The sequence below is a fragment of the Mesobacillus zeae genome, from assembly GCF_003570705.1.
GTDB lineage: Bacteria > Bacillota > Bacilli > Bacillales > Cytobacillaceae > Mesobacillus_C > Mesobacillus_C zeae.
In genome coordinates this window covers 58,608-79,739 of sequence record NZ_QWVT01000010.1, presented here as the reverse complement: position 1 = coordinate 79,739, position 21,132 = coordinate 58,608, and the positions used below count along the sequence as shown (strand labels likewise).

General features: G+C 45.0%; 24 protein-coding genes. 18 read left to right on the top strand and 6 right to left on the bottom strand.

Annotated elements, in window-relative coordinates:
* Nucleotides 1–385: 385 nt before the first annotated feature.
* Nucleotides 386–757, bottom strand: coding sequence for an iron chaperone (locus D1970_RS05485; RefSeq protein ID WP_119111885.1), 372 nt, complete (start codon nucleotides 755–757; stop codon nucleotides 386–388).
* A gap of 1,182 nt (nucleotides 758–1,939) precedes the next feature.
* The gene (locus D1970_RS05475; RefSeq protein ID WP_119111893.1) at nucleotides 1,940–2,149 is read right to left on the bottom strand and encodes a CDGSH iron-sulfur domain-containing protein; all 210 of its coding nucleotides are present in this window, start codon (nucleotides 2,147–2,149) and stop codon (nucleotides 1,940–1,942) included.
* Between the two features lie 60 nt (nucleotides 2,150–2,209).
* On the opposite strand from D1970_RS05475, the gene D1970_RS05470 reads away from it, so the two are divergent.
* Nucleotides 2,210–2,611: an iron-sulfur cluster biosynthesis family protein gene (locus D1970_RS05470; protein ID WP_119111883.1), complete on the top strand. Its 402-nt coding sequence runs from the start codon at nucleotides 2,210–2,212 to the stop codon at nucleotides 2,609–2,611.
* A 42-nt stretch (nucleotides 2,612–2,653) separates the two neighbouring features.
* Nucleotides 2,654–3,196, top strand: a complete 543-nt coding sequence (locus D1970_RS05465) for a hypothetical protein (RefSeq protein WP_119111882.1) — start codon at nucleotides 2,654–2,656, stop codon at nucleotides 3,194–3,196.
* 706 nt (nucleotides 3,197–3,902) lie between these two features.
* Here the strand turns inward: D1970_RS05465 and D1970_RS05455 are convergent.
* Nucleotides 3,903–4,829, bottom strand: coding sequence for an alpha/beta hydrolase (locus D1970_RS05455; RefSeq protein ID WP_119111880.1), 927 nt, complete (start codon nucleotides 4,827–4,829; stop codon nucleotides 3,903–3,905).
* 54 nt (nucleotides 4,830–4,883) lie between these two features.
* A complete protein-coding gene (locus D1970_RS05450; protein ID WP_119111879.1) occupies nucleotides 4,884–5,786 on the bottom strand; it encodes a hydroxymethylglutaryl-CoA lyase in 903 nt (300 codons plus the stop codon).
* A 152-nt stretch (nucleotides 5,787–5,938) separates the two neighbouring features.
* Between D1970_RS05450 and D1970_RS05445 the strand changes: the two genes are divergently transcribed.
* From D1970_RS05445 to D1970_RS05430, 4 genes are all read left to right on the top strand, one after another.
* Complete coding sequence (locus tag D1970_RS05445) at nucleotides 5,939–7,126, top strand: acetyl-CoA C-acetyltransferase (RefSeq protein WP_119111878.1); 1,188 nt, start codon at nucleotides 5,939–5,941, stop codon at nucleotides 7,124–7,126.
* A gap of 40 nt (nucleotides 7,127–7,166) precedes the next feature.
* A complete protein-coding gene (locus tag D1970_RS05440; protein WP_119111877.1) occupies nucleotides 7,167–7,859 on the top strand; it encodes a CoA transferase subunit A in 693 nt (230 codons plus the stop codon).
* Nucleotides 7,860–7,883: 24 nt separating this feature from the next.
* On the top strand, nucleotides 7,884–8,552 hold the full coding sequence (locus D1970_RS05435; RefSeq protein ID WP_119111876.1) for a 3-oxoacid CoA-transferase subunit B: 669 nt from the start codon (nucleotides 7,884–7,886) through the stop codon (nucleotides 8,550–8,552).
* A gap of 392 nt (nucleotides 8,553–8,944) precedes the next feature.
* Entirely contained in the window at nucleotides 8,945–9,205 is a 261-nt protein-coding gene (locus D1970_RS05430; protein ID WP_181213419.1) for a YqkE family protein, read from the top strand.
* Nucleotides 9,206–9,254: 49 nt separating this feature from the next.
* Here the strand turns inward: D1970_RS05430 and D1970_RS05425 are convergent, their stop codons facing one another.
* Together D1970_RS05425 and mciZ are read right to left on the bottom strand one after the other, a co-directional pair.
* Complete coding sequence (locus D1970_RS05425; RefSeq protein WP_119111874.1) at nucleotides 9,255–10,175, bottom strand: aldo/keto reductase; 921 nt, start codon at nucleotides 10,173–10,175, stop codon at nucleotides 9,255–9,257.
* Nucleotides 10,176–10,252: 77 nt separating this feature from the next.
* Nucleotides 10,253–10,396 (bottom strand): Z-ring formation inhibitor MciZ, encoded by a 144-nt coding sequence (gene mciZ / locus D1970_RS05420; RefSeq protein WP_119111873.1) that lies wholly within the window; start codon nucleotides 10,394–10,396, stop codon nucleotides 10,253–10,255.
* Nucleotides 10,397–10,472: 76 nt separating this feature from the next.
* Here mciZ and D1970_RS05415 point away from each other — a divergent pair, with 76 nt between their 5' ends.
* From D1970_RS05415 to spoIIAB, 12 genes are all read left to right on the top strand, one after another.
* Nucleotides 10,473–11,027: an NUDIX hydrolase gene (locus tag D1970_RS05415; RefSeq protein WP_119111872.1), complete on the top strand. Its 555-nt coding sequence runs from the start codon at nucleotides 10,473–10,475 to the stop codon at nucleotides 11,025–11,027.
* Nucleotides 11,024–12,193, top strand: a complete 1,170-nt coding sequence (locus D1970_RS05410; protein ID WP_119111871.1) for an endonuclease Q family protein — start codon at nucleotides 11,024–11,026, stop codon at nucleotides 12,191–12,193. The genes D1970_RS05415 and D1970_RS05410 overlap by 4 nt, the downstream gene beginning before the upstream one ends.
* Before the next feature lie 124 nt (nucleotides 12,194–12,317).
* The gene (gene spoIIM / locus D1970_RS05405) at nucleotides 12,318–12,959 is read left to right on the top strand and encodes a stage II sporulation protein M (RefSeq protein ID WP_119111870.1); all 642 of its coding nucleotides are present in this window, start codon (nucleotides 12,318–12,320) and stop codon (nucleotides 12,957–12,959) included.
* A gap of 125 nt (nucleotides 12,960–13,084) precedes the next feature.
* Nucleotides 13,085–13,555, top strand: a complete 471-nt coding sequence (gene fur / locus D1970_RS05400; protein WP_119111869.1) for a ferric iron uptake transcriptional regulator — start codon at nucleotides 13,085–13,087, stop codon at nucleotides 13,553–13,555.
* A 491-nt stretch (nucleotides 13,556–14,046) separates the two neighbouring features.
* On the top strand, nucleotides 14,047–14,271 hold the full coding sequence (locus tag D1970_RS05395) for a YqzK family protein (protein WP_119111868.1): 225 nt from the start codon (nucleotides 14,047–14,049) through the stop codon (nucleotides 14,269–14,271).
* 5 nt (nucleotides 14,272–14,276) lie between these two features.
* On the top strand, nucleotides 14,277–15,170 hold the full coding sequence (gene xerD, locus D1970_RS05390; protein WP_119111892.1) for a site-specific tyrosine recombinase XerD: 894 nt from the start codon (nucleotides 14,277–14,279) through the stop codon (nucleotides 15,168–15,170).
* A 243-nt stretch (nucleotides 15,171–15,413) separates the two neighbouring features.
* Nucleotides 15,414–16,595 (top strand): phosphopentomutase, encoded by a 1,182-nt coding sequence (gene deoB / locus D1970_RS05385; protein ID WP_119111867.1) that lies wholly within the window; start codon nucleotides 15,414–15,416, stop codon nucleotides 16,593–16,595.
* A 12-nt stretch (nucleotides 16,596–16,607) separates the two neighbouring features.
* Nucleotides 16,608–17,432 carry a purine-nucleoside phosphorylase gene (locus D1970_RS05380; protein WP_119111866.1) on the top strand — a complete coding sequence of 275 codons (825 nt, stop codon included), beginning with the start codon at nucleotides 16,608–16,610 and terminating at the stop codon, nucleotides 17,430–17,432.
* A gap of 33 nt (nucleotides 17,433–17,465) precedes the next feature.
* Entirely contained in the window at nucleotides 17,466–18,770 is a 1,305-nt protein-coding gene (locus D1970_RS05375; RefSeq protein ID WP_119111865.1) for a pyrimidine-nucleoside phosphorylase, read from the top strand.
* A gap of 303 nt (nucleotides 18,771–19,073) precedes the next feature.
* Nucleotides 19,074–20,189, top strand: coding sequence for a D-alanyl-D-alanine carboxypeptidase family protein (locus D1970_RS05370; protein ID WP_374978539.1), 1,116 nt, complete (start codon nucleotides 19,074–19,076; stop codon nucleotides 20,187–20,189).
* A gap of 145 nt (nucleotides 20,190–20,334) precedes the next feature.
* On the top strand, nucleotides 20,335–20,682 hold the full coding sequence (gene spoIIAA / locus D1970_RS05365; protein WP_119111863.1) for an anti-sigma F factor antagonist: 348 nt from the start codon (nucleotides 20,335–20,337) through the stop codon (nucleotides 20,680–20,682).
* Nucleotides 20,683–20,687: 5 nt separating this feature from the next.
* Nucleotides 20,688–21,128, top strand: coding sequence for an anti-sigma F factor (spoIIAB, locus tag D1970_RS05360; protein ID WP_119111891.1), 441 nt, complete (start codon nucleotides 20,688–20,690; stop codon nucleotides 21,126–21,128).
* Nucleotides 21,129–21,132: the final 4 nt, after the last annotated feature.

The window sequence follows — 21,132 nt, the reverse complement described above, 5'->3', positions numbered from 1 at the left end:
GACTTATATTAGCTGGTATAATGGAATAACTAAAACATGATCTCGATCTTAAAATCAATTAATTCTTCTTTCACTAAACCAGCACCCGTTCGTGGAATAAGTGAAATTCACGGTTAACTAAAAACAATTAAGTTTCACTCTGCCACTATAGGGCCATTTTCTGGAATAAGTAAGAGAATTATTTTCTTAGCTTCTGTAATAATTTACACTTATTAAAAAAGGGCGCACCCCAAACTTTGACATTCGCTATGTCAGGGCGTCCCCAACAAGAGTGTTGAGGCATGTAAAAGCGTGGGGCATAGTTTTGCATAGCTATCAACTCCTTAAAGCCTCTCAGAAGCCCTAAAAAGCCCTCACAGGTTTTCTAAGGGCTATCCTATTTTTTTTATTTCCGCCAAAAAGTTGAACAGTCTGCTTTATCCTGAATATTAAATTCAATCATTTTCTCAAGCAATTCGTAATTTACTGGCTCATTCCAAGGAATTCGAAACAAGCCTTTGGTAGCGCTGTAGCCAGCTTGTGCAATGTCATCGGCAAAGTGCGCAATGCCTACTTCTTCGGGTGAAACGCTCAAATGATGCTTCGCTGTGGAAAAGCCGATGATAAATGTGCCGTGATCGGAAAACATTGGCGTATTCCACTTGATTTGCGGTTCTAAATTTGGGAATTTATTAGCAACCCACGCCAAAATTTCCTCTGTTCGGTCGCGGTGGTCGGGGTTATCGATACCTGCTAAATATTTTGCAAAAACTTCCATGTTGTTCCCTCCTAAAATAAAAATTATGTCGTTCAGAGAAGTTCCTCAAACCCATTCGTCGTTAAAACTCCTCACAGAACCGCTCAGACACGTTCTTAAACAACACCTATTTCCAACTATATATTTTACAACCTGAATAGTCAAAATGGCTTAAAATGCAAATTAGAGGCTTTAAAAAGTATCTGACTTGTATCGCCAGCGATAGCTGGTCTGTCTAAAAGTATATAACTACATGTCATCTATAGCTACATAGCATAAATCCTATTTTTAATTTTCACCTTTGCAACAGAACCCACTAATATTTATAAAGCATTAGAAACAACGGATAAAAAACAACAAAACAATTAACCTCATTTAATTAAATATTTATTCCAATTTCCTTTTTGTGTAGAAACTTTACCCCTAAAAACCCTAGAGCATGTCATGGAGTGCTATTTGGTCCTGTTTTTTTACCTATGTTGTTTTTGATTCCTGGCATAAGCATTTGGTTACTTATAAAAATTGCATTAGGTGTTAATTAACAATAAAAATGTTTAAAAACACCTGTTAAGTTATTTCATTTAAGGGCGCTTTTCTTTAGTAAGGAGAGCGCCTTTTCTTAATAATTCCCACTGTCCTATCCGATAAGTTTATTCCACTCCCTCGATAGTTTAAGTATAGTTCTTCACAATCTTCCCAATAAATATCTTTTTTATGGTGTGTTATTCCACAATATGGCCCTTTAATGGAATAAAGAAAGGAGAAAGGAAAGGATATTAAGTTTCAATAGTATAGTTTTCAAATTGTTCGTAAACCCACTTTTGGTTGTTATCGACAATGTATTGTTCTGCTGCGATTAAACGGTTTATAAGCTCAGCTTTAGACATTTTTTTATAACGTATTTGTAAAGCAGCTAAATCACGGTCAGTCTTTATATTTTCAAAGTTTTGAGAGGTTATGCAATTCTTATTCTTCCTTTTATGTTTACTTCGATTAATTGTTTTTTTATACGTTATGCTATGTTTTGAATAATAGGCGTGAGCTTCGGGATTCCTTCGAATAGTATTAGGATGAATACCTTTCCCTTCGGGATCTACTTCATTAGGCTTTCAGCCATCGCAGATGTCAGGCTCGCGGGGGGAAGATTGAGAAAAAAAAGAGCCGCGGGTCTGCAAAAGCCCCCACGGCTGTTTTTTATACTGTTCAGTCTATTTTTTCTTCTGCCCTGACAGCAGACTGGAATTTTCCTTTATGGGAAGCATCGCAGAACGGCATCTTTTGGCTTAAACCGCAGCGGCAGAGCGAAAAAACTTCTTTTGTTTCAAACGGTTTTCCCTCTCCATCCAAAAGTTCTACATCGCCAGTCACCCTAAAAGATCCGTTGTCATTCACTTTAATCGTTACTTTTGACATCAGCAGTAACCCTCCATTTTTTGAACCCATTTTCTTGATACTAAAAGGAATTGAGATAAAATGCAAGAAAGTCAGCTCCGTGCTAAACTAGAAGTATGCTGCAGGAAGGGAGCGGACAAAGTGGAAATCACAATGACGGAAGCGGCGATGAAAATGATGGCCGCCAGGACGGAAGGCAAACAAGGGATATTCAAGCTGAAGTACGATACGGACGATTGCGGCTGCGCGGTAAACGGGGTAGCAATGCTATGGTTTGTGGATGAGGCCGAGAAGAAGGATATGGAGGCTGTAACCAATGGCCCCAGGGTGCTCGTGGAAAAGGCGAAAGAGATTTTTTTTGATGAAAAAATGATCATTGACTATGTCGAAAAAACGGGCTGTTTCCAATTGAAGAGTCGCAATCAGTATTTCAATCCGTGCATGAGCCTGGTCGACATGACGGATGGACAGGCTGAAGAGTAAGAAATCGAAGGAAAAAACATAGATTCATTGCAGGAGGAAGGCATGGGAATATTAAAGCGTGCTGCCATGCTGGCAGTGTGTGTGCTGCTACTTGCAGCCTGCCAATATGATACGCTGGATGAAGCGATTGAGAAAAGCATCCCGTTCAACATGAAAAACATCATACATACTGAAAAAACGAAAGAAGGATCTGTCGTTCTTTACACAACAATCCAAAAGGGCGAATCTGGAGAAGTCGAGGCACTCGCAGCAGCCTATTTGGAGGGGAATGGCAAGGAAGGCTGGAAAAATGCCGGCCATAACCACTGGACCTATTATAAAAATAAATACATGATGCAGTACAGTGAGGCATTCTATATTTATAGTCCAGAAGGCAAGCTGAAAGAAAAAGTCCCGGTCATCTTCGGCAAAATCAACAGCCCGAAAATCGCAAAAGTGGAAGCAGCGGGAAAAGACGGGGCTTTTAAGAAAGCGAATATCGTAAAAAAAGGGAAAGACCGCTATTATTATATTTTCGGGGATTACAAGATCGCAAGAGGACTCGATGGCGGGGGCAAAGAGCTCAGCCGCCAGGGAAAACGATAAAGTGGAAGGAACCCGGTGTTGCCAGGCTCCCTTTTGTGTGTTGGCAAAACGGCATCATAATTGCTGCTATTGGAAATTTCAGCTTCCCATTAGTCCTGGCCGTTTATTTTACCTCGACTCGAAAAGAAAATAGCAGCCCTTACCGAAGCAATTTCAACCTTAAAAGAGGTCTTAATCAAAGAGATAGGTAAAAATAAAAATAAGCATTCTAGGGTGCTTATTTTTTGCTATTATAAAAAAACCAGATAAAGGTGCTGGATTTAATGAAAATAATAAAGACTACTTTATACGCCTTACTCTTCATTGATATGTTTTTCTTAGTTAAGTACTTCATTAATTTCGGATCTCGCATGAACGTACTCTGGAATGTAATATTCCTTATTGGTATTATTCTTTCGTTTACAGTTTTAGGAAAAAGTAAAAGGGAACAAGATGAAGCCTTATTATCTATGGGAGTTTTGACTTTAAGCCTATCTTCAATAGGTGGTTATATCTTTAATTTTTATCTTACACATTCTTTTGGATAAACAAAAAAAGGAAGGTTTGAGCATAATCGGAAATAATGTGGTCGCCCAAATCTTACACTAAAAAACAGGAGACTTAAACTGTCCATAGCTTCAAAAAGATCGCCAACTGCTTAGCCAGATGTGGGCAAAGCGGTTGGCGATCCATCAACATAGTGGCGTTATTCCGCGGACATTCCAGCTTAATAAGCCGCAGGCTCCTCACTGAACACAAGCTCGCGGAGGAACTCATCAAGAGCATGCTCGTATGCTTCAGGGTTTTCGCTGTAGGACCGGGCATGCACACCTTTTTCGGCGAGAAAGAGTTTCTTTGGCCCTTCTTTCAGCCTGAAAAGCTCCTCGGTCATTGCGGGAAGGATATAGTCATCCTTCATGCTGTGGATAAAGAGGACCGGCTTTTTAATGTGGGCCATGGCCGCAGACGGGGAAACATCCCTGAGCGAATAGCGGTCGCGGACGCGCAGGAAAAGCCCTGCGAGCGGAAGCAAGGTTTTCGGCGGAAGTTTGGCTTCTTCTTTTACCCGATAAGCAAGCTGTTCAGCAAAGTCAGAGTACGGACAGTCGGCAACGTAAAAATCAGCCCCATCCTCCACCATGCCTGCATACTGCAGCAAAGTCGCTGCTCCCATCGATTCGCCATGAATCCCCAGCAGGATGTCCTCACCTTTTTCACGCTTCAGCCAATCAATGATCGCTTTCAGGTCCTGCTTTTCATAAAAGCCGTAACTAGTCGTTTTCCCGCCGGATTCACCGTGTCTACGGTGATCATATATCAAGGCATTGAATCCCCGCTCAATAAACAGGTTCATATATTTCACTGAACTAAGCTTGTTCTCGGTTACACCATGGCAGAACACGACATAACGGTCAGTCACGTGCGGCTCAGCGAGGATGGCTTTTAACGGATAGCCGAATGGCGACATGACCGTTACCTCTCGTTTTGGCAAGGACGCGAATTCTTCAGGGCGGAAGTGGCCTGCATCCGTTTCCCGCTTCAGGACTGCTTGAATGTCTTTCTTTTTAATGAACATGAAAAGGTTGGTTAAATAAATCCCCGCCGATACAATGAGGACCAAAAATGATAACAGATAACCGAGTGGCCTCCGCACAACAAAATCCTCCCAATGTTTTTACTGCCATTTTACCATAAGGAGCCAAGAGCTTCAGGCTTGCCTGGAGAGCCTGTAAAAAGAGCTGTCAATCGCTCTTGAAAGATGAGGGCGTACTACTTCGATCGCTTCCAGCAGCTGATCAAGATCAATGCCGGTTTCGATTCCCATCCGTTCAAGCATATATACAGCATCTTCCGTAGCGGCATTTCCGGCAGCACCCGGGGCGAACGGACAGCCGCCCAGCCCTCCGGCAGAAGTGTCAAACCTTGTAATCCCTGCCTGAAGCGCGGCAAAAATATTCGCGGTGGCAAGCCTGCGGGTATCATGGAAATGTGAGGCAATCAGGATATCGGGAAAAGCTTCAGTGAGCTTTTCAAACAGCGAGAAGGCTTCTGAAGGGACAGCCATACCGATGGTGTCAGCTACGCTCAGTTCATCGACCCCCATTCCAACAAACTCGCGGCACAGTGCAAGTGTGTCTTTTTCGTTTATTTTTCCTTCGTATGGGCAGTAAAAGGCAGTTGAAATGCAAGCGCGGACAAAGTAGCCTTTTTCCTTCAATTCATGGATGGCAGGGCGGAGTCCCTCGAGGCTTTCCGCAGTTGTTTTGTTAATGTTTTTCAGATTGAAAGTATTGCTCACTCCGACAAACACGGCGACAGCCCGGCAGTCTGTATCATAAACCCGGCTAATCCCTTTCTGATTTGGTGCAAGTATGATATTGCGTGTGTGTTCATCCAGGCAGTCTGCAGCAATTTCGCCGGCATCCTTCATTTGCGGCACCCATTTGGGAGAAACAAACGATGTCAGTTCCATCTCTTTGACCCCAGCCATTTTTAGTTTGAAAATAAAGTCTTTCTTTACCTCTGTCGGAACGAAGCTTTTCTCATTTTGAAGGCCGTCCCTCGGGCCGACCTCAATGATCGTTACTTTTTTAGGCAATGACAGCTCCATAATCTTTCCCCCCTGTTCTGATAACTCCATTCTAAATTCAATAATTTTAAAAATGCAACAATTATAAAAATTTTTACAATAATGAAAGGGTTTTCTTATTTTTTTAGCGAATAGAGTAGGTTGAAGATGAACAGAGAGGATGAGATGAAGAAATGGCGCAAAACGACGCAGTGATTGTAAGTGCAGCGAGGACGGCCATCGGCTCGTTCAATGGTAGTTTAAAAGGCATTTTGGCTTCGGACCTCGGTGCAGCCGTCATAAAGAGTGTCCTGGAAAAGGCGGGAATCCAGCCTGAACAGGTGGATGAAGTAATTATGGGCAATGTCCTGCAGTCAGGGCTTGGGCAGAATCCTGCCAGGCAGGCAGCAATCAAGGCAGGACTTCCGGAAACTGTTTCAGCTTTGACGATCAATAAAGTGTGCGGTTCAGGCCTGAAGGCTGTTCACCTCGCAGCGCAGGCGATAGCAGCAGGGGATGCGGATGTCGTGGTTGCAGGCGGAATGGAAAACATGAGCCAGGCACCATACTTGCTAAGGAATGCCCGGGATGGTTTCAAAATGGGAGACCAAAAGCTTGTCGACAGCATGATTTCCGACGGCCTCTGGTGCGCTTTCAATGACTACCACATGGGAATGACAGCAGAGAATCTCTGTGATCAATATGAAATCAGCCGCGAGGAACAGGATAGGTTTGCAGCCTGGAGTCAGGAAAAAGCGGCCAAAGCAATAGAGGAAGGCAAGTTCAAGGGTGAGATTGTCCCGATCAGCATCCCGCAGCGCAAGGGAGATCCTGTTGTATTCGATACGGATGAATATCCGAAAAAAGGGACGACAGCCGAAAAGCTTTCCGGCTTGCGGGCGGCATTTCGAAAAAATGGCAGTGTGACAGCAGGCAATTCTTCAGGCATCAATGACGGTGCCGCAGTGCTTGTAGTCATGAGCAGGAAGAAAGCCGAAGAACTTGGCGTACAGCCGCTTGCTGTCATTAAGGGGAATGCAAGCGCAGGTGTCGACCCTCGCATCATGGGAATTGGGCCGGTTACAGCAGTTAAAAAAGCGCTGCTGAAATCAGGGATTGGGATGGAAGAAATCCAATTAATAGAGGCGAATGAAGCCTTCGCAGCCCAGTCGCTTGCAGTCGACAAAGAATTGAACTTTAACAATGATATCCTGAACGTCAATGGCGGGGCGATTGCACTCGGACACCCAATCGGCGCGAGCGGAGCAAGGATTCTTGTCACCTTGGTTCACGAAATGAAGAGACGGAAGGCCAAGACCGGTCTTGCCACACTATGCATCGGGGGCGGACAGGGTGTAGCCACTGTTATTGAAATGGTTTAGGTAACTAAAGAATTTTATACGGAGAAAGGGGCGGCACTGGATGAAAAAAATATGCACAACCTTCCGCGAAGCAGTTGCGGATATACAGGACGGGGCAACCCTCATGGTTGGGGGATTCGGATTATGCGGCATTCCCGAAAACCTGATCCTGGCGCTTGCTGAAAAAGGAGTAAAGGATTTGACAGTGATTTCCAATAACTGCGGTGTGGACGACTGGGGCCTTGGTCTGCTGCTGAAAAACAGGCAGATCAAAAAGATGGTCGGTTCCTATGTAGGGGAGAACAAGGAGTTTGAAAGGCAGGTGCTTTCAGGAGAGCTTGAAGTGGATCTGCTGCCACAGGGAACGCTTGCGGAAAAAATCAGGGCAGGCGGCGCGGGGATTCCTGCATTCTATACACCTGCTGGCGTCGGGACTCCGATTGCGGAGGGTAAGGAAACGAGGAGCTTCAACGGGAGAGATTATTTGCTGGAAGAAGCGCTCACAGCCGACTTCAGCCTTGTCCGCGCCTGGAAGGCTGACAAGATGGGGAATCTTGTTTATCGGAAAACAGCAAGGAATTTTAATCCGATGATGGCTGCAGCGGGGAAAGTTACGATTGCCGAAGCGGAGAGCATCCATGAAGCGGGTGAAATTGAACCGGACAGCATACATACACCAAGCGTTTACGTACAGACGCTGATCCTGGGCGACCAGGAAAAGCGCATTGAAAGGCTGACGGTCAGCAAGGGTTAAATTCACAAGAGAGGGGATGGGCTTTTGAGCGGAACAAAGGAAAATGTGCGGGAGAAAATTGCGCGCAGAGCTGAAAAGGAAATAGAAGGCGGCTTTTACGTTAATTTGGGAATTGGGATGCCAACGCTTGTAGCTAACTATATTTCGGCAAACAAACAAGTCGTCCTGCAATCAGAGAACGGGCTCCTGGGAATAGGGCCCTATCCGTTAGAAGAGGAAGTTGACCCCGACCTGATCAATGCGGGGAAGGAAACGGTCACAAGCATTCCCGGTGCAGCGTATTTTGATTCGGCTGAATCGTTCGCAATGATCCGCGGCGGGCATATCAATATTGCCATCCTGGGCGGTATGGAAGTATCACAAGACGGCGACCTCGCCAACTGGATGATACCAGGAAAAATGATCAAGGGGATGGGCGGCGCGATGGATCTTGTTCATGGCGCGGGAAGAATCATTGTTATCATGGACCATGTCAATAAAAAAGGCGAGGCAAAAATCCTTAAAAGCTGCAGCCTCCCTCTGACAGGCCAGGGTGTGGTCGACCGGATTATCACTGAACGGGCCGTGATTGATGTGACGCCAACCGGTTTGAAGCTCGTCGAGGTAGCGAAAGGATATACGGTTGACGAGGTAGTGGCATCTACTGAACCAGAACTGCAGGTAGATGAACATGTAATGAAAGAGGCATATTAAAAATTTGGAAACGCCTGATAACCCGGGCGTTTCTTTTTATGCTGTACGTAAGGCACCCATTTTATCTGAAACGTCTTTTATAATAGAAACGACTTTTCAACGGGTGTTTAGTTAGTGGTGTCGCCGTTTGCTATTTAGCCTCTTATATTTTCTACCGTAAATATGGAGAAGAAACTGAAAATGAAATAAAAAGTTAATCGTATAACAAACCACCTTAGTTTCTTCTTTATTTATAAAAGATAGGGAAATAGTATTGGCGGACATACGATTATAATTAATTAATTTATTTATTATTGCTTAATTGACAGGGTAATTCCCTAAGGCCGAGCCTATTAATATTTCTCCTCAATAGTGTTATAATGTCAGCAATAAAAAGCAGGAGAGGGATCTTGATGAAAAAGAAAAGACAAGCACGTCCCGAAGCGAGAAAAGAAGAGAAACCGGTTACGCTTGGGGATCTGGTGAATCATGACATCATGTCGCAGCTAAAAGAAAAACAAAAACAGCTGAGGGAAGAAGATGAACAGAAAAAACGGCAGCAGAAAGAGCAGGAGGCAGCAAAGAAAAAGGAAGCTCAGCGCCTTCGGGAAAAGAATATGTCGTTTGAAGATTTGCTCGCAGAGAACGACATGGACTGGAAAAAGTTTAAATAAGCTATCAAAAAAGCAACCGACGCCAATAATGGCCGGTTGCTTTTGCTGTTTAGCGGTGTTCCTGATATAAATTGGCCTTCGTTAGCCTGCGGATTAATTCAACCTCTTCTTTGGATAGCGGCGGACTGCTGACTGCATGTGCGTTTTCCCTTACCTGTCCAGCCGAGCTCGCACCAGTGACGACCGACACGACAGAACTTTGCGCCAGATTATACTGGAGGGCAGCCTGCCCGAGCTGTCTCTGCCCGAGCTTTTCCTTCAAGCCCGGCAGCAGTTCCTCGAGTTCCTTGTAGCTGTAATCAAGAAAGCCGTTTTTTTGGATGGAATCCGATGCTTTATCTAGTGCTTTGTCACTGAGGAGGCCTTTCGCCACAGAACCTCTTGTGACAATGCTGATCCCTTTTTGGGCGAGTAGCGGAATCGCCTCTTCTTCAGGGCGGCGGTCCAGCATACTGTATTGCATCATGACCGAAGCAATCCCTGACTTTTCGGCATACTCCCTGATTACGTTCGGGCGGATCGACGAAATGCCGTAATAGCGGATCAGCCCTTCCTTTTTCAACTCTTCAAACGCTTCGATTGTTTCCGCAATGGGATCTTCCATTGTCCCGCCATGAAGCTGATAAAGATCGATATAGTCTGTCTGAAGCCGTTTAAGGCTACTTTTTACCGCTGCCTTTATATGTGCCTTAGAAGGGTCCCACGTCCAGCTGTCTTTGTTTGAGTTCCAGCGGTTTCCTGCTTTCGTGGCAATGATTACTTTATCGCGCACATGCTTCAGCGTGCCTCCGACAATCTTTTCGTTCTCACCAAAATCGTATAGGTCGGCTGTATCAAAATAGTTCACACCGGCATCGAGAGCAGCATCAATGACCGAGCGTGCTTTTTTTTCATCCGTGCCGAGGGACATGCAGCCAAGCCCCATAGCGCTTACATATAAATCTGAATTTCCAAGCTGCCGTTTTTCCAAAAAACCACCCCGTTTTTTGCCTTTATTCTAGCGAAGAAAGGGTGAGGCCACAAATATTTGGCATGGCGGGGTAATGCTTATCCCTCCGTGGGCGGCTTCCCGGCAGCTTCTACCCAGTCTTTTACGTAGTAGCAGCTTTTTTTCCATTCCTTTAGCTTATTGCTGATTTCCCAAGCCTTGCCTACCATGACAAACCCTTTTGAGTGCATGTATATCCTCAAGTGTCTGCCCCTTTCATACAAGTATGGTAAAATGTATGAGGATTCAATATCGTGTTAGAACGGAGTGGATGGAGAAATGAAATCATTTGAAGAAAAAACATTGTCAACAGAACAAATTTTCACTGGCAAAGTAGTGAGCCTTCAGGTGGATGAGGTGGAACTTCCAAACGGAAAAACGTCCAAGCGCGAAATTATCAAGCATCCCGGAGCGGTAGCGGTGATTGCTTTGACTGGCGATAACAAAATCATTATGGTGGAGCAGTACCGGAAAGCTCTGGAAAAAAACATCGTGGAAATTCCCGCTGGGAAGCTTGAAAAAGGCGAGAAACCTGAAATATGCGCTGCCAGGGAACTGGAGGAAGAAACAGGTTACGCATGTAGCAGCATGGAATGGCTGATGTCTTTTTACACTTCTCCGGGGTTTGCGGATGAACTGATTCACCTTTACATTGCCAAAGGGCTGTACAAGAAAGAAAATCCTGCCTCAGCTGATGAGGATGAATTTGTCAGTCTGATGGAAATCACAGTGGAAGAGGCTCTTGAGCTAATGGAGAAGCAAAGCATTCATGATGCTAAAACAGTTTTAGCCATCCAATATTTGCAGCTTCAAGAGGCGATGGTCGGAAAATGAACACATACTATGCCGATATGCATATCCATATCGGGCGAACCCTGTCAGGAAGAGCTGTAAAGATTACCGGGGCAAAAACACTTACCCTTTCGAATATCATTTCTCATGCACGCGACAAGAAGGGACTGAATATGGCAGGGATCATTGACTGCCATTCTCCTGAGGTGCTGGCGGAGTTGGAGGATTTGGTGTCGAGAGGCGAAATAGAACAGCATCCCGATGGGGGGCTTATGTATGGAGGACTGTGTATCATCCCGGGGTCCGAGTTGGAAATCAGTTCCGATGTTACATCAGCTCCAGTTCATGTCCTATGCTTTTTACCTTCGCTCCGTGAAATGAGAATCTTCTCGGAATGGCTCTTGGGTCATTTGAAGAATATCCATTTAAGTTCGCAGCGCGTTTACGTATCAGGGCGGACTCTTCAGGAAAAAACGAAAGAACTTGGCGGGCTGTTTATCCCTGCACATATTTTCACCCCCTTCAAAAGCCTTTACGGCAAGGGTGTAAAGTGTTCACTCACTGAGGTGTTTGATCCGGGTCTCATTGATGCGGTTGAATTGGGGCTGAGTTCGGATACATTCATGGCAGATTCGATCAAAGAGCTCCATGGCTATACATTCCTGACAAATTCCGACGCACATTCACTTGCGAAAATTGCACGTGAATACCAGGAAGTAAGGACGGCTGAAACTAGTTTCAAGGAATTTGCACTGGCATTGAAGGGAGAAGGAGGGCGAGGCATTGCGGCGAACTATGGCCTTGATCCGCTCCTTGGAAAATACCATAAAACTGTGTGTGCCAGCTGCCTCGCTCCATTTCCGGCAGAAGCTTCGATCTGCCCATCATGCGGGCATGCAAGGTTTGTGCGGGGGGTTGCCGACAGGATTGCCGAATTGGGATCTCACGACAGAGAAAAGCCAGAAAGGCCTCCGTATATCCACCAGGTTCCTCTAGAGTTCATTCCCGGTTTGGGAAAAAAAACGCTGGAAAACCTTCTGAACCACTTTGGGACAGAGATGGATATTCTGCATTCTGTTCCGTATGAGGCATTGAAAGAAGTAGTCCCAGACAGGACGGCAGAGCTCATCCTGAAAGCACGTTCCGGAAGCTTAAAGGTGGCTGCCGGGGGTGGAGGGCGCTACGGTAAAATACTCCATGGTGAATAGCCGGTTCCCGAATGAGGAACCGGTCCTTTTTTGTCGAAATACAATCTAGCAATTGAAAATGAGAGTCATAGAAACTCCTTCCTGGCATATGATGTACTAATTAATCATTGCAGGAGGAAAATAAATGAAAAAACGAAAGTACCAGAACGCTGCAGCAACTCACCTACAAGAATATTCCTCTGTCTATTTATTTGTCATCGTACTGTTCTTAATGGGCGTCATTTTTGGTGCTGTCATCGTGAACAGCCTGAGTTTTACTCAGAAGGAAGACCTTTTTTTCTACCTTTCGGAGTTTTTTGGACAGGCTTCTGCCGGCAAGGTGGCAGAAACGCGAGATTTGTTTGTTCAAAGCTTTTTGCATAACAGCAAATTTATCGGCCTGATTTGGCTGCTTGGCATTTCGATTATCGGTTTGCCGGTCATCCTGATTCTCCTGTTTATGAAAGGAATGGTCGTCGGCTTTACCGTCGGTTTCCTTGTCAATCAAATGGGCTGGCAGGGTTTTCTGTTATCGTTTGTCTCCATCCTTCCGCAAAACCTGGTGATTATCCCTATATTTATTGTGACAGCTGCCTTGAGTGTCATATTCTCCCTTAAGATGATCCGGAACCAATTCATGAAAAAATTAAATCAGCCTGTCCTGCCATTGTTTATGAGATATATGGGTGCATTTCTTGCTGCAATTGTGTTCATTGCTGCAGCAGCGGGAATTGAAGCAGTCCTTGCGCCAGCACTTTTGAAGAGTGTCATTCACACGATTAAATAAATTGTTAAATTAGTTATTAAATAAGAATAACTATTCTTTCTTCGTTGTAATAATTTTATTTTGAATCTCGCTTTCCGTCTGATATAATAAAAAATGACAGTGGCGGAGGAGTGAGACTACCTATAATGGAAACAAGGATCGAAAGAATTAAAAAACAACTGCATTCATCCAGCTATAAACTAACGCCGCAACGCGAAGCAACCGTCCGAGTACTCCTGGAAAACGAAGAAGACCATTTAAGCGCTGAGGATGTTTATCTTCTTGTAAAAGAGAAAGCGCCTGAAATTGGACTTGCAACGGTATACCGGACTCTTGAACTATTAACCGAATTGAAAATAGTCGATAAAATCAACTTTGGAGACGGCGTATCCCGATATGACCTTCGGCAGGAAGGTGCAGCGCATTTCCATCACCATCTTGTATGTATTGAATGCGGCGCTGTGGATGAAATCCAGGAAGACCTCCTCGAAGATGTCGAGGAAATTGTCGAGCGCGACTGGAACTTTAAAATTAAGGATCACCGCCTCACGTTTCACGGAATCTGCCACCGCTGCCAGGAAAAAGGCAGCAGCAAGGCCGAAGACGGCGGGGAGTAAAGAAAGCGAAGCAGGAACAACGGACTCTTTTCCAATGGAAAAGAGTTTTTTTATAAGCTTCGTTTCTAACCGGGCGCTTCCGCTTTTCTAATTATCCAGCTGCAGCGCCCAGCGTCTAGTAGACTTCGCCCACCTCCCTACGGCGAAGCACAGGATGTGCGAGTAAGGCGATGCGCATAGGACGTGAGCGCCTAGCGTTATAAGTCAACATCGAATCGCTCCGCTCATCGTGTTTCCTTTATCGCGCATTAACGGGCAGTAGGTTCCCAACTGCCCGTTAGTGCGCGATTGTCTCATCTAACAATTAGCGGAAAAGCCATCCGCTAATTAAAGATTCGCCTTATCTCAGTCGGTTGACTCCAGTCCATACGCTGCTTAACGGACTCTTCCGCTTTTCTACGATCTAGGTATAATCTTTGTCCAACAGGGCATATCCTTTACTATGAACCATACCGGACTTTGTAAAAGTACGAAAAACGGGGGCAGCGGACATGAAATTATTATCGGCTATTTTGCATGGACTTAAGGTGTTCGTCCTATTCACGGGATGCACAGTCCTCTTCTATTATGGTATTATGTTGGTTAATGAAGAGTACCAGAATTACAACAAATACGATGAACCAAAGGGCGCGGCCATTAAGGTATCCGCGGCCGGGGGGACAGAGGGGCAGAGCCTGATGGACAGGCTGATCCTTTTCTACTTGAATGGAGAGTAATGAAAATGGAAGAACAGCTTAAGGATTTTATTCACTTTCTGGTTGTCGAAAAGGGACTCTCACGAAATACAATGATGGCTTATGAACGTGATTTGAAGAGTTATCACTTGTTCTTAAAAGAAAAAGAGGGTCTGGATGGAGTTGGAGATGTCCAGAGGGTCCATATTATCCACTTTCTTGCCCATCTGAAAGATACAGGGAAATCCTCGAAGACGATCGCGAGGCATATTGCCTCCATCCGGGCATTCCATCAATTTCTGCTGCGGGAAAAAGCTTCGGCGCATGACCCGACGGTACATATAGAAAGCCCAAGGCTGGAACGGTCTCTCCCTAAGGTACTCAGCTTGCCAGAGGTTGAAACGCTGCTTGATGCTCCGAAGCTAAATGGCCATTTCGGTTACAGGGACAAAGCTATGCTTGAGCTACTCTACGCAACGGGAATCAGGGTCAGCGAGCTGATTGGCCTCGATATTGAAGATGTTCACTTAACCATGGGTTTTGTACGCTGTATTGGTAAGGGGAATAAGGAACGGATCATTCCAATTGGGAAAACGGCTGAAGCGGCACTACAGCAATACCTGGAAAAAGGCCGGCCAAAATTCGTTTCGAAAAAACATAAGGATAACGCGTTTTTCCTGAACTTCCATGGAAAAAGGCTGACAAGGCAGGGGTTCTGGAAAATTCTTAAAGGCCTGGCTATCGAGGCTGGCATTACAAAGGAACTGACCCCTCATACCCTTCGTCATTCCTTTGCCACACACCTTCTTGAAAATGGCGCTGATCTCAGGGCTGTCCAGGAAATGCTGGGGCATGCCGATATTTCAACAACCCAAATTTACACACATGTGACAAAGACAAGGCTGAAAGAAGTCTACAGCAAATACCATCCGCGGGCTTAAAACCTTGCCTGTCCTGGCTTCAGGGTGCTTGAGAAAGTATACTGTATCCTTTGTCATACAATTGTCAAAAAAGCTGGCCTAAAAGGTACAGCTTTTTCTTGTTTTTTTCTCCAATAGTTTAGTAAAATGAAGATGTCAGACTTCCGACATATAAAAATAGTTCAGAAGGTTATACAAAAGCAAAAAGGGTATTATATAAAAGAAGTATTAATGGAAACGTATTCTTTTTAAGGAGGAGACAGGATGTCAAGTACATATAATCGGATTTTCCTTGTCGTAATGGATTCTGTGGGAATCGGTGAAGCTCCAGATGCGGAGCAATTCGGAGATAAAGGCTCACATACGCTGGGCCATATAGCAGAAAGAATGAATGGATTGAAAATGCCAAACATGGAAAAGCTAGGCCTTGGCAATATCGGTACAATAAAGGGTGTTCCACGCGCGGAAAAACCAATATCGTGCTACACGAAAATGCAAGAAGCATCCAATGGGAAAGATACAATGACTGGTCATTGGGAAATTATGGGTTTGAATATACAGATTCCATTCCGTGTATTCCCTGAAGGGTTCCCTGATGAACTGCTATCAGAGCTGGAAGCAAGAACAGGCAGGAAGATTATCGGCAATAAGCCGGCGAGCGGTACGGCGATTCTCGATGAACTTGGTGAAGAACATATGAAAACAGGCGCTCTCATTGTGTATACGTCTGCAGATTCAGTATTACAAATTGCTGCTCACGAAGAAATCGTGCCAATTGAAGAGCTTTATAGCATTTGCAAAATAGCCCGTGAATTGACTCTTGATGAAAAATATATGGTAGGCCGCATCATTGCCCGTCCTTTCCTTGGAGAGCCTGGAAACTTTAAGCGGACAGCTAATCGCCATGACTACGCACTCAAGCCGTTCGGAAGGACTGTAATGAACGAATTGCAGGATGAAGGTTACGATGTTATCGCTATCGGGAAAATTTCCGATATTTATGATGGCGAAGGAGTGACACAATCGCTTCGTACTGTTTCCAATATGGATGGAATGGATAAATTAAACCAGACACTTGAAATGGACTTTAAAGGCCTGAGCTTCTTGAACCTCGTAGATTTTGATGCGTTGTTTGGTCACAGGCGCGACCCGGAAGGCTACGGGAACGCATTAGAGGAATACGATGCACGCCTTTCCGAAGTCTTTGAAAAAATGAAAGAAGATGACCTTTTGATCATTACGGCAGACCACGGAAATGACCCGGTTCATCCGGGTACAGACCATACCCGCGAGTATGTACCGCTGATTGCCTATTCAAAGTCAATGAAGGAAGGCAGTGAATTGCCTGTCCGCATGACTTTTGCCGATATTGGCGCAACAGTTGCGGAAAACTTTGGAGTGAAGATGCCGGAACACGGTACAAGTTTCTTAAAAGAATTAAGGTAAGGGGGAGAGCGAATGGATTACAGTCAAATCAAAAGTGCTGCAGCATTTCTTCAGGGGAAATTATCAGCAAAGCCAGCTGTCGGCCTTATTTTGGGCTCGGGGCTCGGCGTGCTTGCGGATGAAGTTGAAAACGAAGTAAAGATTCCATACAGTGAGATTCCGGGTTTTCCCGTCTCGACTGTCGAAGGCCATGCCGGACAGTTCGTATTTGGGGAACTGAATGGTGTGCAGGTAGCTGTGATGCAAGGGAGATTTCATTTTTACGAAGGTTACGCGATGGATAAAGTGACTTTTCCCGTCCGCGTGATGAAGGAACTTGGAATGGGCACACTCTTTGTAACGAACGCCGCCGGCGGTATCAATGAAAGCTTTTCACCTGGAGACTTAATGCTGATTTCCGACCATATCAACAATATGGGCACAAACCCGCTGCTTGGACCGAATGACAGTCAGCTTGGCGCGAGATTCCCTGATATGAGCGAGGCTTACTCAAAAGAACTGCGAAAAATAGCTAGGGATGTTGCGAAAAGTATCAATATAACGGTTCAGGAAGGCGTTTATGTGGGCAATCCAGGTCCTGTATATGAAACTCCAGCTGAAATCAGGATGTTCAGAATACTAGGTGGAGATGCAGTCGGCATGTCAACAGTCCCTGAGGTTATTGTTGCAAGACATGCAGGAATGAAAGTCCTTGGAATTTCATGTATTTCCAATATGGCAGCTGGCATTCTGGATCAGCCGCTTTCCCACACAGAAGTCATTGAGACAACTGAGAAAGTCAAAACAACTTTTCTGCGTTATGTGAAGGAACTTGTTCAAACAATCGGCCAGAAATAAGAGCTATAAAATATCAATGGGTTGGTGATTTAGATGAGAATGGTAGATTTAATCGAAAAAAAGCGTGACGGCAAGGAACTAACAACAGAAGAAATCGAATTTATCATAAACGGCTATACTGACGGATCGATTCCTGACTATCAGGTAAGCGCCCTGACAATGGCTATCTATTATAAAGGCATGACAGAAAGAGAACGTGCTGACTTGACCATGTCGATGGTAAAATCAGGTGATCAAATCGACCTTTCGAAGATCGAAGGCGTCAAAGTCGACAAGCACTCAACTGGCGGTGTTGGCGATACAACAACACTTGTGCTCGGACCACTTGTGGCGGCAGTTGGCGTGCCTGTAGCGAAGATGTCAGGCCGTGGGCTTGGACATACCGGCGGTACCATTGACAAACTTGAAGCAGTCAGCGGTTTTCACGTTGAAATCGACAATGAAGAATTCATTCAGCTTGTCAACAAAAACAAGGTTGCCATTATCGGCCAAAGTGGAAACCTTACACCTGCAGACAAGAAGCTGTATGCACTTCGTGATGTTACCGCAACAGTTGACAGTATTCCACTGATCGCAAGCTCGATCATGAGCAAGAAAATCGCTGCAGGTGCAGACGCGATTGTACTTGATGTTAAGACAGGCGCTGGAGCGTTCATGAAAACTCTTGATGATTCCCGCGAATTGGCACAGGCTATGGTAAGGATCGGCAACAATGTTGGCAGACAGACGATGGCTGTCATTTCCGATATGAGCCAGCCGCTTGGATACGCTATCGGGAACGCGCTTGAAGTGAAGGAAGCTATTGATACACTAAGGGGAGAAGGCCCTGAAGACCTAACAGAGCTATGCCTTACCCTTGGAAGCCATATGGTTTACCTTGCTGGAAAAGCAGGCTCACATCAAGAAGCACGCGAACTGCTTGAAACAGCCATTAAAGACGGATCCGCGCTTGAGTCATTCCGCGTGTTCCTCAGCTCCCAAGGCGGAAACGCGTCGGTTGTCGATGATCCTGCTAAAATGCCGCAAGCCAAATACACATTTGAGCTTGAAGCAAAAGAAGACGGATATGTATCAGAAATCATTGCTGATGAAGTCGGAACGGCTGCAATGCTTCTAGGTGCGGGCCGCGCTACAAAAGATTCTGTGATCGATCTGGCTGTTGGCCTTGTCCTCAAGAAAAAAATCGGGGATAAAGTGTCAAAAGGAGATTCCCTCCTTACCATTTACAGCAACTTTGAAGACGTCAGCGCTGTGAAGGAAAAACTTTACAAGAGCATCAAACTGTCGTCAAACCATGTTGATGCACCAGTCTTAGTCCATGAAGAAATCACAAAATAAATAGGAATGAGCGTAGAAGCAGGGAATCCATCCCTGCTTTTTTGTTTTCTGGGAAATAAAATCATAATATAGAGAAACCGGCAGCATTCCATGTGAACTGCCGGTTTTCTGTTTTTTCGGTGATGATGAGAATATACGTCTAGCCCAATCCTGCCCTGAAGTATTTTCATAAGGGTGGGAATTTGTTGTATAAAATTGGATTGTGTGGAAAAAATAGTCCATATACAAGTTAGGAGGGTTATGGGCATGAGAAAAAGTGGAATGATAGGTTTGCTCCTATCTATGTTTCTTTTTACAGGAATTATGGCGCCGCCTGCGTCAGCGGCGGAAAAAGGAATTAATTTGGCAGACGATGCAAGCTCGGCTATTTTGATAGAACGTGATACAGGAAGGGCGCTTTATGAAAAAAAGAGCGATGTAAGGCTGCCTCCGGCAAGTATGACCAAAATTATGACGATGCTGCTCATCATGGAGGCTCTTGATGAAGGCAGGCTGAAAATGGATGAAAAAATTCGGGCCAGCGAATATGCGGCTTCCATGGGAGGATCACAAATTTTCCTGGAGCCCGGCGAAGAAATGACGACTAAGGAGATGCTGAAAGGAATTGCCATCGGTTCAGGTAATGATGCATCCGTTGCCATGGCTGAAAGGCTTGCTGGTTCAGAAGAAGCTTTCGTAAAACTCATGAACAAAAAAGTGAAAGAACTTGGACTGAAAAATACGGTATTTAAAAACGCGACAGGCTTGCCTGTTGAGGGCCATTACAGTACAGCACGTGATATGGCTTCCATGGCAAAAGAGCTGCTTAAATATGAAGGGATCACCAAATTCACCGGCCAATATGAGGCCTATCTTCGTGAAGACACGGACAAGAAGTTCTGGCTTGTCAATACAAATAGGCTTGTGCGCTTTTATCCGAGCGTCGATGGCTTGAAAACAGGATTTACAAATGAGGCGAAGTACTGTCTAACTGCAACTGCCAGGAAGGATAATATGAGGGTAATTGCTGTTGTATTTGGTGCACCGACATCAAAATCAAGGAACGCGCAGGTTACAAAAATGCTTGATTATGCGTTCAGTCAGTACGAATCGCATCCCATGATGAAAAAAAGCCATCCGCTTGGAAAGGTGGCTGTCAGTAAAGGGAGCAAAAAGAGTGTCGATGCGGTAACTTCAGAAAGAATTTCATTGTTGACCAAAAAAGGTGAGGACGTCCGGAAAATTAAGCAGAAGATTATCCTTGAAAAAAATTTGAAAGCACCAGTCCAAAAAGGCGACACAGTCGGAAAAATCAAGCTCATGCATAATGGGAAGACATTGGCTGAGTCCCCGCTTGCCGCTAAAGAGACAGTGCCCGCGGCAAATTGGTGGCAGCTGTACAAAAGGGCATTTGGAATGTTTACAAGGACTGGAGAATAATGAACTTTATTAGCCTTATGTCGAAAGGATAGGGAAGTATCACTACTTTTAGCGAATGCCGGCTAATTTTGTCTCCAAGGAGGATTTACAGGCACGCAAGGCGAATTTGACTCACTATACCAGATATAAGGAGGTCTAGGGATAAGTGAGTCTTGCCATAAGTATGGAAATCAAAAATAATGTCTTGTGTATACGTTTAAGCGGTGAACTGGACCATCACACAGCAGATGAGCTTCGCGAACAGGCAACAAAAGCCCTTGAAAGTGAAAATGTACGCCATATCGTCCTGAACCTAGAAGAACTGTCATTCATGGATAGTTCAGGTCTCGGTGTCATCCTTGGCAGATATAAACAAATCAAGCAACTGCATGGCGAAATGATTGTCTGTGCAATCTCGGCCCCTGTCAAAAGGCTGTTCGATATGTCCGGACTATTCAAGATCGTCCGTCTTGAACCGACAGAAGAGTATGCATTGGAAAGATTGGGGGCTTGAAGATGATGAAAAACGAAATGAATCTTCAATTCAGCGCTCTTAGCCAAAACGAATCCTTCGCCCGGGTAACCGTAGCGGCATTTATCGCCCAGCTTGACCCGACCATGGATGAACTGACCGAAATCAAAACAGTTATTTCGGAAGCAGTGACAAATGCCATTATTCATGGCTATGAGGGTTCGCCTGACGGCATGGTGTATATTTCAGTTCTTATGGAAGAAGGAAAAGTGGATATTGTTATTAGGGACGAAGGCATGGGAATCAGTGATGTGGAGGAAGCACGCCAGCCCCTCTACACATCGAAACCAGAACTTGAACGTTCAGGAATGGGCTTCACGATTATGGAAAATTTCATGGATGAAGTGGAAGTTCGTTCAGAGCCAGGATTTGGAACAGAGATCCGGTTGAAAAAGCACTTAACAAAAAGCAAAGCGCTGTGCAATTAAGGAG

Coding starts and splice junctions, on each gene's coding strand:
- xerD (WP_119111892.1), top strand. CDS start 14,277: ATGGAAGAACAGCTTAAGGATTTTATTCACTTTCTGGTTGTCGAAAAG.
- D1970_RS05395 (WP_119111868.1), top strand. CDS start 14,047: ATGAAATTATTATCGGCTATTTTGCATGGACTTAAGGTGTTCGTCCTA.
- D1970_RS05410 (WP_119111871.1), top strand. CDS start 11,024: ATGAACACATACTATGCCGATATGCATATCCATATCGGGCGAACCCTG.
- fur (WP_119111869.1), top strand. CDS start 13,085: ATGGAAACAAGGATCGAAAGAATTAAAAAACAACTGCATTCATCCAGC.
- D1970_RS05380 (WP_119111866.1), top strand. CDS start 16,608: ATGGATTACAGTCAAATCAAAAGTGCTGCAGCATTTCTTCAGGGGAAA.
- D1970_RS05415 (WP_119111872.1), top strand. CDS start 10,473: ATGAAATCATTTGAAGAAAAAACATTGTCAACAGAACAAATTTTCACT.
- D1970_RS05445 (WP_119111878.1), top strand. CDS start 5,939: ATGGCGCAAAACGACGCAGTGATTGTAAGTGCAGCGAGGACGGCCATC.
- spoIIM (WP_119111870.1), top strand. CDS start 12,318: ATGAAAAAACGAAAGTACCAGAACGCTGCAGCAACTCACCTACAAGAA.
- D1970_RS05450 (WP_119111879.1), bottom strand. CDS start 5,786: ATGGAGCTGTCATTGCCTAAAAAAGTAACGATCATTGAGGTCGGCCCG.
- D1970_RS05430 (WP_181213419.1), top strand. CDS start 8,945: ATGAAAAAGAAAAGACAAGCACGTCCCGAAGCGAGAAAAGAAGAGAAA.
- deoB (WP_119111867.1), top strand. CDS start 15,414: ATGTCAAGTACATATAATCGGATTTTCCTTGTCGTAATGGATTCTGTG.
- spoIIAB (WP_119111891.1), top strand. CDS start 20,688: ATGAAAAACGAAATGAATCTTCAATTCAGCGCTCTTAGCCAAAACGAA.
- D1970_RS05475 (WP_119111893.1), bottom strand. CDS start 2,149: ATGTCAAAAGTAACGATTAAAGTGAATGACAACGGATCTTTTAGGGTG.
- D1970_RS05370 (WP_374978539.1), top strand. CDS start 19,074: ATGGCGCCGCCTGCGTCAGCGGCGGAAAAAGGAATTAATTTGGCAGAC.
- D1970_RS05375 (WP_119111865.1), top strand. CDS start 17,466: ATGAGAATGGTAGATTTAATCGAAAAAAAGCGTGACGGCAAGGAACTA.
- D1970_RS05440 (WP_119111877.1), top strand. CDS start 7,167: ATGAAAAAAATATGCACAACCTTCCGCGAAGCAGTTGCGGATATACAG.
- D1970_RS05485 (WP_119111885.1), bottom strand. CDS start 757: ATGGAAGTTTTTGCAAAATATTTAGCAGGTATCGATAACCCCGACCAC.
- D1970_RS05470 (WP_119111883.1), top strand. CDS start 2,210: ATGCAAGAAAGTCAGCTCCGTGCTAAACTAGAAGTATGCTGCAGGAAG.
- D1970_RS05465 (WP_119111882.1), top strand. CDS start 2,654: ATGGGAATATTAAAGCGTGCTGCCATGCTGGCAGTGTGTGTGCTGCTA.